The sequence below is a fragment of the Sulfurimonas denitrificans DSM 1251 genome (genome assembly GCF_000012965.1).
Taxonomy (GTDB): domain Bacteria; phylum Campylobacterota; class Campylobacteria; order Campylobacterales; family Sulfurimonadaceae; genus Sulfurimonas; species Sulfurimonas denitrificans.
The window spans coordinates 77,260-90,889 of sequence record NC_007575.1; the positions used below are offsets into that span (position 1 = coordinate 77,260).

Consider the following 13,630-nt stretch of genomic DNA (forward strand, 5'->3'; position numbering starts at 1 on the left):
CGGTTATTTAGAGATTTTAGAGATTAAATCATCTTTTTGTATAGCACCAGTTGCATACTTGACGATAATAAGTTTTTCACTGTCATTTATGTACCACTCAGCGATATGAGCACTCTCTAAATTTTGTAGTTTTGTAGTATCTACATCATCTTGAGGGAGATAGAGATGAGAGTATTTTGTAGGATTTTGGAGTTTTAATGTCCATAAAAACCATAAGAGTGCAACAACGCCAACAGAGATACCAATAGTCTCACGATCGCTTATGCCAAGAAGAAGACCAGCGGATGTTCCGCCTATAAATGTAGCAAAGTACGCAATAGAGTTTGAAATCCCAAGTGCTGCACCTTTTTGGTGCACTTTTGCAAACTTTGTTATCATCGATTGAACAAGTGGCTCCATCATATTAAAGGCAATAAAAAACAGAACTACTCCAACAACAAAAACAGAGCTTGAAGTTGTAAGCCCCATTATCAAAAATGAGACAATAAAAAGAGCGATAGAGAGAAGAAATATCTCTTTTGGTTTGTTATGTTTTTCTCCAAAAACAGCAGCAGGACCCATAGCAGCCAGACCAAAGAGCATAGCAGGAAGATATGCCATGTATAAATCAGATTTTTGCCAAGCAAAATCAGCACTTGTTAAAATAATAGGAATGAGAACAAACGCTATAGTCATAAGTCCCTTTTGCATCGCATTTATAACAATCATATTTAAAAGATTTGAATCTTTTAAAATATCTGATGTTTTTGCAGTTGCATGGTAAGTATGCTTAATCTTTGGCGGAGTTGGTACTTTTGTAAAGAGTAAAATAATCGCAAGAACAGCAAAGAGCGCTGTTAGTATAAATAGAAACTCAACACCATATTTAGCGCCCAAAACAGGACCAAGCCCCATAGCAAGTGCAAAACTAAGAGCGATTGAAGCGCCCATGATTGCCATAGCTTTACCACGAATCTCCTCTTGTACAAGATCAGAAATCATAGCAGTGATAACTGAGCCAATTGCCCCAGCACCCTGTAGAAAACGTCCAATCATAAGTGTATAGATGTCGGTAGAGTAAGCACACAGTACTGAACCTACTAAAAAGATTAAAAGACCAACTAAAAGCGTTGGTTTTCTTCCTATTTTATCACTCATACTTCCAAAAGGAACTTGAAATATTGCTTGAGTAAGTGCATAACCGCCAACAACGATACCAACAAGAAAAGGAGTAGAACCTTTAAGCTCTAGTGCGTAGATAGATATAACAGGCAGAACTAAAAATAGACCTAAAAATCTCAGCGAAAGAATTGCAGAGAGTGGGAAGACTTTTTTAAACATTGTGTACCTTAATATAGTATATAATTCGCAATTATAATAAAGATATTGTTTATGCAAACTTTGCCGAGCAAAAAAGCGCAACTTTAAAGTAAATACTAAGGAATGAACTATGAGACTTATATTGGCAACATCAAACAGAGGCAAAGTAAAAGAGATAAAAGCACTTTGCAAAGATTTTAAAGTTATTCCTTACAGCGAGTTAATAGAAGAGTTTGAAATTATAGAGGATGCCTCTACTTTTAAAGGGAATGCCCTCATAAAAGCAAGAGCAGTATTTAAAGTGCTCAGCCAAAAAGATGAGTATAAAGATATGGTTGTTTTAGCAGATGACAGTGGTATAAGTGTTGATGTATTGGGTGGTGCACCTGGAATTTACAGTGCTAGATATGCCTCAAAGGGCGCATCAGATAAAGAAAATCTTTATAAGCTAATAGAGGATGTTAAGAAGAGTGGCGCTAAGGGCTCACCTGCTCACTACACCGCTGCAATCGCAATCGTTACTAAAAATTATGAGTATAGTGTTCATGGCTGGATGTATGGAGATGTAATTGCAGAAGTTAGAGGCGATGGCGGTTTTGGCTATGACCCAATGTTTATTCCTTTAGGATACGACAAAACATTAGGTGAGTTAGATGATGATACTAAAAAAAATATATCTCACCGTGCTAAAGCGCTCAGTCTAGCAAAAATAATTCTTCAAACTTTATAGAAATTTTTCGCTTAAAGTATAAATTGAAGCCTCAAATTTTTCTAAAATAATAGTAATTTTTGATTTATAAATAGTTAATGTCTTCATATTGTCTCTTTTTGGAAACATAAGCAAACACTATTCCAAAATTTTTAGTTGAAAAACAGAAGTAATATTACCCCAAAAACAATGCGATAAACTCCAAAGAAGAAAAAAGTAAACTTCTCTAAAAATTTCAAAAAGAGCTTTATACTAAGATATGCAACGACAAATGATGTAACAAAACCAACGCCTAAGATGATTAAATTTGCTTCGCTAAAATCTTTATAATGTTTAAGTAAATCATATGCAGTTACGGCGCCCATAACAGGAAAAGCAAGTAAAAAACTAAACTCAGCACTCGCCTTTCTGCTAAGACCAACAAGGAGCGCTCCTATAATCGTTGAACCAGCCCTGCTTGTTCCTGGGATAAGTGCAAAGATTTGAGCAAAACCGATTATTAATGATTGTTTAAGAGAAATTGCCTCTACTTCATAAATGGTTTTTTCATCTTCATTTATAAAAAATTTCTCTACTATTAAAAATACAACCCCGCCTACTATAAACATAACAGCAACTACATGTAAACTAAATAGCTCTTTTATTTGAGTAGAAAATATAAAACCAATAATGGCCAATGGTAAGAACGCAATAAAAACCTTCATCCATAAATCAATTTTTTTGATGCTAAATTTATCTTTATAGTTAAAAATTACAGCTAATATCGCTGAGAATTGGATGATTACTTCATAGGCTTTATTGATAGCATTTTGCTCTAAACCTAAAAACTCACTTGCGACTATGAGGTGTCCAGTTGAGGAGATTGGCAAAAACTCTGTAAATCCTTCAATAGCACCTAAAATTATCGAATCTAATATAGTCATGAATGCCTTTGATAAACTTATGGTTTCTGTTTTTTATCGTAATTCTAACATAAAAGTAAAGAGTCACTTTAAGTTATTTGGATATAATGCGAGGTTTTAAATTAATAATATATTAGGAACTTTTACATGTTACTTTTCACGCCTGGACCGACCCCTGTACCTCAAAATGTTCGCAATGCAATGAGTGATGAAACGATGCACCACCGTACACCCGAATTTGAAGCTATCTTCTTTAAAACAAGAGAGTATCTATTTAAACTTTTTGGCAGTGATGAGGTTGTAATGCTCTCATCAAGCGGAACGGGTGCTATGGAAGCAGCTGTTGTGAACCTTTGTCACAACACTCTTTTGAATGTAAACTCAGGTAAATTCGGTGAGAGATTTGGAAAAATCGCACTCGCTCACGGACTTGGAAATGTTGAGATAAAAAATGAGTGGGATACGCCCGTATCTGTAGAAGAGGTTATAAAAGCAATAAAAGAAAACTCTAATATTGACGCAATTGCAGTTCAAATAAGTGAATCTGCTGGCGGTCTTCGCCATCCAGTTGAAGCAATAGCAAAGGCTGTAAAAGAGTTAAACCCAAATATCATGATTATAGCTGATGGTATAACTGCTCTTGGCGTTGAGAAGATTGATATAGCATACATAGATTGTCTAATTGCAGGAAGTCAAAAAGCACTAATGCTTCCTCCAGGACTTGCTATATTGGGGCTTAGTAACGCTGCGATAGAGAAGATAGGCAAAGGTAGAGGATACTACTTTAACCTCGCAACAGAGATAAAATCTCAAAGAAAAAACACTACTGCTTGGACGGCTGCTACAACTCTAACTATAGGGCTTTTAGAGATACTAGAAACCATAGAGAGAAATGGCGGACTTGATAAGCTTTATGCAGATACTGCTTCTAGAGCTAAGGCGGTAATGGCTTCTCTTGTGGCAATCGGGCTACATGTATATCCAAAAACTCCAGCTCTCTCAATGACAACGATAGATGATGAAGATGCGTCAAAAATCAGAAAAATTTTAAAAACTGATTTTGACGTAAATGTTGCTGGGGGACAAGATCATTTAGATGGAAAAATTTTCCGTATAAATCAGATGGGAATAATCGCTCCGTATGAAATTTCTTGGGTTGTAAACTCGATAGAACTAGCTCTTGACAAGCTTGGGCGTAGAGCTTACAACGGAGAAGCAAATAGAGTCTTTAATGAAAACTATTTCAAAGTTGGCAAGTAGATGATACTTGAACATGAAATTCCTAGCGGTTCAAAACTCTATTTTGGCAATAGTGCTAAGATAAAAAGAGAGATTGAAAAGGTTGCTAGTGATATTTTATACTCTAGAGGATTTGAAGAGATAGTTACACCTATATTCTCATATCATCAACATAAAAGCATCGCCAATGAAAAAGAGCTTATAAAAGTAAATGATGAAAAAAACAACTCTATTTCGCTTAGAGCTGACTCTACAATAGATGTTGTAAGAATTATAGAAAAAAGACTTGGAAGAAATACAGAACATAAAAAATGGTTTTATATTCAACCTGTTTTTCGCTATCCAACGGATGAACAGTTTCAAATTGGTGTGGAGTTTATGGGCGAGAGCAAACTCTCATCCGTACTAAATATAGCAATAGAGATTTTCAATACTTTAGAGGTTTATCCTCTTATCCAAATCTCAAATATGATGATACCTAAGCTTTTAGTAGAGATGTTTGATGATTTAACGTTAGATGATTTTAGACATGTAAATATAGAAAAGTTTTTGGCTCAGAGAGTTGATTGGTTAGAGAAACTTGTATATCTTCAACATCCAGAGCAGGTTGATAAACTTTTAGAAATTGTTCCTCAAAAGATAAAAATTGAGTTAGAAAAAATGAAGAGTTTATGCGAAGCTATAGGTTGTCCTAACAGCGTTTTAGCACCAATGTACTATGCAAAAATGCTCTATTATGATGAGCTGTTTTTTAGAATTATTGATAAAAATGAGGTTTACGCTAGAGGCGGAAGATATAAAAATCTAGAGCTTAGTTCTGTAGGTTTTGCAATTTACACAGACGTACTTATAGAGACAAAAGCAAAATAGAGGGATGATATGATAAAAATTATAGTTCAATACATGGAGGAGCTAAATGCCGAGTCGTAAAGCAGATTTAATAGTTGGCATACAGTGGGGCGATGAGGGAAAAGGAAAAATTGTTGATAGATTAGCAAAAGAGTACGATATGGTTTGTAGAAGCCAAGGCGGACACAATGCTGGACATACGATTTGGGTAGATGGTGTTAGATATGCACTTCATCTTATTCCATCAGGCATATTAAACCCAAAAGCTGTAAATGTTATAGGAAATGGTGTTGTGCTCTCTCCCGAATCTATAATAAAAGAGATGCTGCAGTTTGAGAACCTTGAGGGAAGATTATTTATCTCTGATAAGGCGCACTTAAATCTCTCTTATCACTCTTTAATTGACCAAGCTCGTGAAAAACTAAAAGGCGATAAAGCAATTGGAACAACGGGCAAAGGAATTGGACCTGCATATTCAGATAAAATAAACCGAGTAGGTATGCGAGTTGGAGAACTTTTAAATCCAGAGAAACTTTGCGAGAGGATAGTTGAGCATTTTGAGCAAAATAGAGATATTTTTGCTATTTTAAATATTAATATGCCTAATAAAAACGAGTTGCTAGAGGAGTTAAAGGGGTACAGTGAAAAACTCTCTCCTTTTATAACAGATACGACTCAACTTATTTGGAGAGCGCTTGATAAAGAGAACAAAAGAGTTCTTCTTGAGGGTGCGCAGGGAACTATGTTGGATATTGACCATGGAACTTATCCTTATGTAACTTCAAGCTCTACTATTAGTGCTGGCGCATGTACAGGTCTTGGTATAAATGCTAAAGATATAGGAAAAGTTATTGGAATTGTAAAAGCTTACTGTACACGTGTTGGAAATGGACCATTCCCGAGTGAAGATTTAGGTAAAGACGGAAAACTTTTAGGTGAGAGAGGTCATGAATTTGGCACAACAACAGGGCGTGCTAGAAGATGCGGTTGGTTTGATGCTGTTGCATGTAGATATGCAAGTCGCTTAAATGGGTGTGACGAATTGGCTCTTATGAAACTGGATGTCCTTGATGGTTTTGATGAAGTTAAGGTATGTGTTGCTTATGAGTTAAATGGTGCCCAGATAGATTATCTTCCAGCAAATTTGGATGATGTTAAGCCTATATACAAATCGTTTAAGGGTTGGGATAAAACAGAGGGCGCAAGAAGATTTGAAGATTTGCCAAAAGAGGCGCAAGATTATATAAAAATTATAGAAGAGATAACAAAAACAAAAGTAGGTATAATCTCTACATCGCCTGAGAGAGAAGATACGATAATTTTATAAGCCTCTTTGTTGAGGCTAAAAAAGGAGCATTTAATCGTGAAAAGCAGATTTACTCCACTTGTCAAAATTAAAAAAAATAGCATGCAGAGCAGCGAGCGATTTCTCCAAAGAGCAAATAACAATCTAAATAGTGCGATTAGTGCGCTTGAACTCTCCTACAACTCTCTCAAAGATCTTGGCTCTCCACAAAAGGGAGCTATGAGAGAAATGCTCGCAACAAGGGCGCTTCTTGACTCACAGAGAGAAATCATAAATCATAACAAAGAGTGGATTGCCTTTGCCAAAAACCAAGTTACTCAAGCCAAAGAGCAGCTTAAAATTGATATGATTGAGTATGAAAAATTTAAATACTTAGAACTTCAAGAGATAAAAGCAGAGCTGAAAAAGATGAATGCCAAAGAGGCAAAAGATTTGGACGAGATTGCATTAATGACATATATAGGAAAAGCAAGATGATGAAAATATTTTTTATAATACTTCTGTTTATGCTTCCGCTTATTGCACTTGAGACAAGCGATAAGCTTTTTGAGTGTACCGAAATTTTTAAAGCAAGGAAAAGTGAACTTCTTATAGAACTTGAGAGAATTGATGAGCAAAAACAAGCACTAAGTGCTCTTAAAGTAGCAACAGAAGAGCTTTTAAAAAAGAGAGAAGCAAAAGTATCGCAAGAAGAAGAGAGTGTTTCAAAATCTCTCAGTGAGATAACCTCCAAAGAAGAGTCAATTAAAAAAATGCTTCAAGAAAATGAAGAGGTATTAAAAGAGATAAAAGAGGTTAAAATGCTTAAGATGTCAGAGACTTTTGCAAAGATGAAAGCAGCAAATGCAGCAAATGTTTTATCTGAAATGGACGCTTTAGAAGCCGCTGCTATTTTATCATCACTTAAACCAAAAACTATAGGAACAATTTTAAGCAAAATGGATGCGCAAAAAGCTTCAGAGCTTACACTACTTCTAGCAAAGTGAGTTTCATTTAAGAAAAATAAGATAAAATTATACTTAAATGATTTAAGGTAGAGAATTTACATGCTAAATAATATTAGTTTTTATAATTTTATGCATAAACAAATTTTAGTATTAATCGCCCTGTTTGTCTCTACTGCAACCTCATATGTTTTTATTGGAATTGCTTACTCCTCTTATATTATAGAGCCATTATGGTATATGTTTGTTCTTACTCTGTCATATTTTGGATATAAGCTCTATGTAGAGTACTCAGACTCTAATTTAACGATTCAAGAGAAAGAGATATGGCTTAAAAAACTGCGTTATTTTATATTTTCTTACTTCTCATCATGGACAATTATGTTTGTTGTTTATGCTATGCGTGATAATATAGAACTTCACTATTTGGCTATTTTTACTCAACTTGGTGTCTCTGTTGTTGCTACTACCCTTCTCGTTTCAGAAAAAAAGTTAGCAACTTTTATACTAGCTTCTTCAATGCTTCCAATAACAATATATCTTTTGTTAATTGGAGAATTTTACTCATATATAATAGCAATATTAACTATTGTGCTTGCATGGGTTCTTTACTACGGTTTAAGAAATACTTATGGGTACCTTCAAAAAAATCAGTATCAAGCTAATCATGATTATCTGACAAATCTTGGAAATAGACGCTATTTTGTTGAGCTTCTTAAAGATGCAATAAAGAAGCAAAAGAGCAATAATAAGTACATGTTTCTTTTTTTAATAGATTTAGACCATTTCAAAACAATAAATGACACATTAGGACATGATATAGGAGATAAATTACTAAGTGAAGTTGCTAAAAGAATGGGCTTGCTTGCAAAATTAAATCGTAGCACTATATCAAGAATCGGTGGGGATGAATTTTGTTTACTTAGTGATACATACGAAGATAAAGTCACTTGCCTAAAACGTGCGCAAAGTTTTGCGCAAGAGCTTTTAGAAACAATTAAACATACATATATAGTAGATGAGCACAATTTATACATTAGCTCAAGTATAGGTGTAAGTATTATAGACAATCCAAACATAACTGCAAATACTCTTATAAAAGAGGCAGATATCGCTATGTATGAAGCAAAACTAAAAGGCAGAGATGGAGTAATACTCTTTAACAATGAACTCTCAGTTAGAGTAGAGAGAAAATTAGAAGTAGAGAGATTTTTACGTTTTGCTATAAAAAAAGAAGAAATAACACTAAACTATCAGCCACAAGTAGATAAAAAAGGCAAAGTCGTTGGCTGTGAAGTGCTAGTGAGATGGCATAATGAACAGTTAGGGAGTGTTGGCCCAGACGAGTTTATACCGATTTCTGAGCAGACAGGGTTTATAATTGAGCTTGGACACTATATTTTAGAAGAGAGTTTTAAAACACTTAGCGAATGGGATAAAAAAGGTCTAAAGCTAGAGCAGTTTTCTATAAATATTAGCATGAGACAGATGTTTTGTAACACATTTATAGATGACATGTTGTTATTGTGTGCAAAATATCTTAATGATTCTCTTAGTTCAAAACTGATTTTTGAGATTACAGAGTCAAGTGCTGCTGAAGATATACCAAAGTTGATAAACACAATGAACAGAGCAAAGGCATGTGGTATCCGTTTCTCTATGGATGATTTTGGTACTGGTTATTCATCGCTTAGTTATCTTCGCCAAATTCCAATATATGAGTTGAAAATAGATAAAGCTTTTATAAATGAGTTAGGTAATCCAAAAAAAGATGCAAATATGGTAAAAACAATCCTAAATATTGCTAAAAATTTAGGATTAAGTGTTGTTGCTGAAGGCGTAGAGACGCAAATGCAAGAGAAATTTTTAATAGATGAAAAGTGTGATATTTTACAAGGATACTACTTTTCAAAACCCCTCAGTAAAGATAAGTTTGAAGAGTTTTATTTAAAAGGTAAAATAAGCTCTCTCTAATGCTAAACTAACCTAAGTTATTGTAAAATTACAAAATTTATTTTAATACATATAAGGTTTCTGGATGAAAATATCACTTAAAACTATCCCTCATATAGCCAACAAGATTGCAATTGACCTAAATAAAAGTGATGTCGTCAAGATGACAAAAGGACTTGAGCCTATAGCAAAAGAGGCAGAAAAAATATTGTCTCACGATGCCAAGCAAGAGATGGCACTTGAAGAGAAGACACACCAGATATGTGAAGCAAATGAAGAAGAGATAGAGTTCAACTTAGTAGATGAGAGACAGCTCTTCTTTATGATAAAGAAAAAACTAGCCCCAGAATTTGGTGTAATTCTAAATTATGAAGAGCGCTACTCTGATATATCTCATAAAATACTTGATGAACTATACGAAGAAGATTTAATCCACTTTGATGTAACAGAAAATCGTATAAAAAACATTATCTACAATTCTATAACTTCATTTATTACTGAAGCTTCTGAACTTGACAATATTATTATGGATAAGATAAAAACATACAAAAAAAGATATATACCAGGAACTGATGAGTTTGATATTTTATATGAGAAAATTTATAGAGAAGAGCTAACTAGAAGGGGCATGGAGTAAAATGAGTATGGAATTATTAAAAAAAAGAGCTTGGATTTATCTTGAAAATGGAATTTTTTTAGAGGCAAATAGCTTTGGGGCAGAGAGTACCGTCGTTGGTGAAATAGTTTTTAACGTATCAATGAGTGGTTATCAAGAGATTATGTCTGATCCATCTTATGCAGGTCAATTTGTAACATTTACTATGCCAGAGATTGGAAATGTTGGTGTTAATGCTCAAGATATGGAGAGTAAATCAGCACATGCTAAAGGGATGATAGTTAGAAAGTATCAAGATAGATACTCTAGCTTTAGAGCAGAAGACTCTCTCTCTAATTTCTTAAAAAAACAAAATGTTATGGGTATTTGCGATATTGATACAAGATACTTAACTAAAATGCTAAGAGAAGAGGGGTCTATGATGATGATAGCTTCAACTGAAATTAGCAACAAAGATGAGTTGAAGAAAATTTTACAAAATAGCTCTAGAATAGAACATGTAAATTATATAGAACAAGTTAGCACAAAAGTAGCATATAAACATACTCAATCAACATATAATGATAGAGAGTTTAAATTTGATGAAGCTCCAGCATCTGAGGCAAATATAGTAGTTTTGGATTTTGGCGTAAAAACAAATATCTTAAATGAGCTGGTAAGTGCAAAAATTGGCGTAGAGGTAATCCCAAATAACTTTAGTGGCGATGAGCTTATAAAAAGATACAACAACAAAGAGATTGATGGAGTCTTCTTGTCAAACGGCCCTGGAGACCCACTTGTGCTAAAGCATGAACAAAGAGAGATTAAAAAATTAATAGACGCAAAAGTTCCTATGTTTGGGATTTGTCTTGGTCATCAACTTCTCTCTATTGCTCATGGATATGATACTTTTAAACTAAAATTTGGTCACCATGGTGGAAATCAGCCTGTAAAAAATATGAGAACAGGATTGGTAGAGATTACTGCTCAAAATCATAACTATAATGTTCCAGATAATATTGTAGAAGTTGCAGAAGTGACACATACGAATTTATTTGATAACACAATTGAGGGTCTAAAGTACAACGACTCCCCAATATTCTCTGTTCAGCATCACCCAGAATCTAGTCCTGGACCAAAAGAGAGCAGATATATCTTCAACGAGTTCTTATCTTTAATTAAAAGATAAGAGCCTCTATCCTCACATTTTCCTCTTAAAAATAGCCTGAACCATAACATTTTTTTATTAATATAATGTTAAGTGCAGGCAAAAATACAAAAAATGTCAAAATTTTGGCAATAATTAAGAATTCTTAAACATTTATACTGTTACTATACTGAAGTTGATTAGTTTAATAAATTTAGCTTAAGTTAATTAAACTTAATTACTTTGAATCTTTAAGGAGGCTATATATGGAAAATCGTCCATTAGAGTACGACTACACAATTGCTAAGATGTTTATGCTTACAACCATCGTCTTAGGAATTGTCGGAATGCTCATCGGTGTAATATTAGCATTTCAACTTGCATATCCAGGGTTAAATTTAATACTTGGGGATAATCTAGCTGAATATACTAACTTCAGTCGTCTTCGTCCGCTGCATACAGATGCAGTAATATTTGGCTTTACACTAAGTGGTGTTTTTGCTACTTGGTATTATGTAGGTCAGCGTGTTTTAAAAGTATCGATGGCAGAATCAAAGCTACTTATGGCTTTGGGAAAACTTCATTTTTGGCTCTATTTAGCAGTTGTAGCTGCTGTTGTTGTTTCTCTTTTTGCGGGAGTTACTACTTCAAAAGAGTATGCTGAATTTGAGTGGCCTATAGATATTGGCGTAGTTGTTGTTTGGGTTTTATTTGGTATGAGTATTTTTGGTCTTATCGGTATCCGCCGTGAAAAATCACTCTACATATCTGTATGGTACTATATAGCAACGTTCTTAGGAATAGCTATGCTTTATCTATTTAACAATATGGAAATTCCTACAATGTTCGCTACTTCACCAGCAGGTGAGAGCGGGATAGGTGCATGGTATCACTCTGTATCAATGTATGCAGGAACAAATGACGCTCTAGTTCAGTGGTGGTATGGTCATAATGCAGTTGCATTTGGTTTTACAGTTCCTATCGTTGCTATGATTTACTACTTTTTACCAAAAGAGTCAGGTCAGGCAATCTACTCGTATAAACTCTCATTATTGTCTTTTTGGGGACTAATGTTTGTTTATTTATGGGCTGGTGGACACCACTTGCTATACTCAACTGTTCCAGACTGGATGCAGACAATGGGTTCGATTTTCTCTGTAATTTTGATTCTTCCATCATGGGGTTCAGCTATAAATATGCTCCTTACAATGAAGGGTGAGTGGCAACAAGTTGCAGCGTCTCCACTTATTAAGTTTATGATTTTAGCTTCAACTTTCTACATGTTCTCAACATTAGAGGGACCAATTCAAGCGATTAAATCAGTTAACGCTATTGCTCACTTTACTGACTGGATTGTTGGTCACGTACATGATGGTGTTCTTGGTTGGGTTGGCTTTATGATAATGGCAGCTCTATACCATATGGCTCCTCGTGTATTTAAACGTGAAATTTACTCTAAAGCGATTATGACGGCACAATTTTGGATTCAAACGTTAGGTGTTGTTCTGTACTTTACTTCTATGTGGATTGCAGGGATTACACAAGGGATGATGTGGCGTGCTCATGATGAGTTTGGTAACTTAGCTTACTCATTCATAGATACTGTAACAGTTCTTCACCCTTACTATACTATTCGTGGAATAGGCGGTCTTTTATACCTAGTTGGTTTCTTGATGTTTGCTTATAACATCTATAAGACTATGTCTTCTCGCCCTGTTGAAGAGCGTGAATTACAAAATGCATCGCCTATGGGCGCTTAATTGAAAGGATAAAATATGTTTCATTGGTTAGAAAAACATCCGTTCTTTTTTGCGGTAGGTGTATTTATAGCAATTGCTTTTGCAGGTTTGATAGAGATTCTTCCAAATTTTGCTCAAGCTTCTCGTCCTGTAATCGGTACGGCTCCTTACTCTACTTTAGAGTTGGCTGGTCGTCACGTTTATATTAAAAACAGTTGTAATGCTTGTCACTCTCAGCTTGTTCGTCCATTTAAGTCAGAGACTGACCGTTATGGTCACTATTCACTAAGTGGAGAATATGCTTACGATAGACCGTTTCTTTGGGGCTCAAAAAGAACAGGTCCAGATTTAATGCGTGTTGGTAACTATAGAACTACTGACTGGCATGAAAATCATATGAAAGATCCTCAAAGTGTTGTTCCAGGTTCAATTATGCCAGCATACAATTGGATGTTTACAAATAAAGCTGATATAGATACAGCATATGCGGAACAGTTAACAGTTGCAGAGCATTTTTCGGTTCCTTACAATCAAGATGTACCTATGAGAGATGGTTCTGTGAAAAATGTAAAGATGGCTCAAAGTCTTAAAGGTGCTCATGATATAGCTTTAGAAGAGGCGAAAATAGTTGCAGTGGATATGAAAGATCAAGATGTAAAAGATGCAGTTGCGCGTGGTGAAATCCCTGAAATCGTTGCATTAATAGCATATTTGAATAGTCTTAAATAGGGGTTTGAAGTGAATATTGCAGAGATTCAGGCTTACGGATACTTTATATTAACATTTGCTCTTGTTTTAGTGTTGTATGGTTATATATACCACCTCTACACAAAAAAGAGAGATGCTGATGGGGTCGACTATGAGAGTTATAGCAATATGGCACTAAAAGATGATATAGACGATGCTCCAGTGTCAGCTGTATCTGAAGAGAAAGAGAAATAGGAGGGA

The 13,630-nt window shown here is 34.8% G+C and carries 14 protein-coding genes; 12 read left to right on the forward strand and 2 right to left on the reverse strand.

Annotation, left to right across the window (positions count from 1 at the left end; all coding sequences use genetic code 11):
- Positions 1 to 3: 3 nt before the first annotated feature.
- Complete coding sequence (locus tag SUDEN_RS00370; protein WP_011371706.1) at positions 4 to 1,320, reverse strand: MFS transporter; 1,317 nt, start codon at positions 1,318 to 1,320, stop codon at positions 4 to 6.
- Positions 1,321 to 1,429: 109 nt separating this feature from the next.
- Between SUDEN_RS00370 and rdgB the strand changes: the two genes are divergently transcribed.
- Positions 1,430 to 2,029 (forward strand): RdgB/HAM1 family non-canonical purine NTP pyrophosphatase, encoded by a 600-nt coding sequence (gene rdgB, locus SUDEN_RS00375; RefSeq protein ID WP_011371707.1) that lies wholly within the window; start codon positions 1,430 to 1,432, stop codon positions 2,027 to 2,029.
- Between the two features lie 131 nt (positions 2,030 to 2,160).
- Here the strand turns inward: rdgB and SUDEN_RS00380 are convergent, their stop codons facing one another.
- Positions 2,161 to 2,931, reverse strand: a complete 771-nt coding sequence (locus SUDEN_RS00380; RefSeq protein WP_011371708.1) for an undecaprenyl-diphosphate phosphatase — start codon at positions 2,929 to 2,931, stop codon at positions 2,161 to 2,163.
- A gap of 126 nt (positions 2,932 to 3,057) precedes the next feature.
- Here SUDEN_RS00380 and SUDEN_RS00385 point away from each other — a divergent pair, with 126 nt between their 5' ends.
- The 11 genes from SUDEN_RS00385 to SUDEN_RS00435 all read left to right on the forward strand — a co-directional run bounded on the left by SUDEN_RS00385 (position 3,058) and on the right by SUDEN_RS00435 (position 13,624).
- Complete coding sequence (locus SUDEN_RS00385; RefSeq protein WP_011371709.1) at positions 3,058 to 4,170, forward strand: pyridoxal-phosphate-dependent aminotransferase family protein; 1,113 nt, start codon at positions 3,058 to 3,060, stop codon at positions 4,168 to 4,170.
- Positions 4,171 to 5,019: an ATP phosphoribosyltransferase regulatory subunit gene (locus SUDEN_RS00390; RefSeq protein WP_011371710.1), complete on the forward strand. Its 849-nt coding sequence runs from the start codon at positions 4,171 to 4,173 to the stop codon at positions 5,017 to 5,019.
- Between the two features lie 46 nt (positions 5,020 to 5,065).
- Positions 5,066 to 6,325, forward strand: coding sequence for an adenylosuccinate synthase (locus tag SUDEN_RS00395; protein ID WP_011371711.1), 1,260 nt, complete (start codon positions 5,066 to 5,068; stop codon positions 6,323 to 6,325).
- Between the two features lie 36 nt (positions 6,326 to 6,361).
- A complete protein-coding gene (locus tag SUDEN_RS00400; RefSeq protein ID WP_238374815.1) occupies positions 6,362 to 6,781 on the forward strand; it encodes a flagellar export protein FliJ in 420 nt (139 codons plus the stop codon).
- On the forward strand, positions 6,778 to 7,290 hold the full coding sequence (locus SUDEN_RS00405) for a magnesium transporter MgtE N-terminal domain-containing protein (protein ID WP_011371713.1): 513 nt from the start codon (positions 6,778 to 6,780) through the stop codon (positions 7,288 to 7,290). Before SUDEN_RS00400 ends, SUDEN_RS00405 begins: the two co-directional genes overlap by 4 nt.
- Before the next feature lie 60 nt (positions 7,291 to 7,350).
- Positions 7,351 to 9,222: a putative bifunctional diguanylate cyclase/phosphodiesterase gene (locus tag SUDEN_RS00410; RefSeq protein WP_011371714.1), complete on the forward strand. Its 1,872-nt coding sequence runs from the start codon at positions 7,351 to 7,353 to the stop codon at positions 9,220 to 9,222.
- Positions 9,223 to 9,286: 64 nt separating this feature from the next.
- Positions 9,287 to 9,838, forward strand: coding sequence for a DUF507 family protein (locus tag SUDEN_RS00415; RefSeq protein WP_011371715.1), 552 nt, complete (start codon positions 9,287 to 9,289; stop codon positions 9,836 to 9,838).
- Position 9,839: 1 nt separating this feature from the next.
- A complete protein-coding gene (gene carA, locus SUDEN_RS00420) occupies positions 9,840 to 10,985 on the forward strand; it encodes a glutamine-hydrolyzing carbamoyl-phosphate synthase small subunit (protein WP_011371716.1) in 1,146 nt (381 codons plus the stop codon).
- 224 nt (positions 10,986 to 11,209) lie between these two features.
- On the forward strand, positions 11,210 to 12,703 hold the full coding sequence (ccoN, locus tag SUDEN_RS00425; RefSeq protein WP_011371717.1) for a cytochrome-c oxidase, cbb3-type subunit I: 1,494 nt from the start codon (positions 11,210 to 11,212) through the stop codon (positions 12,701 to 12,703).
- A gap of 15 nt (positions 12,704 to 12,718) precedes the next feature.
- Positions 12,719 to 13,411 carry a cytochrome-c oxidase, cbb3-type subunit II gene (gene ccoO / locus SUDEN_RS00430; protein WP_011371718.1) on the forward strand — a complete coding sequence of 231 codons (693 nt, stop codon included), beginning with the start codon at positions 12,719 to 12,721 and terminating at the stop codon, positions 13,409 to 13,411.
- Positions 13,412 to 13,420: 9 nt separating this feature from the next.
- Entirely contained in the window at positions 13,421 to 13,624 is a 204-nt protein-coding gene (locus tag SUDEN_RS00435; protein ID WP_011371719.1) for a cytochrome c oxidase, cbb3-type, CcoQ subunit, read from the forward strand.
- Positions 13,625 to 13,630 lie beyond the last annotated feature (6 nt).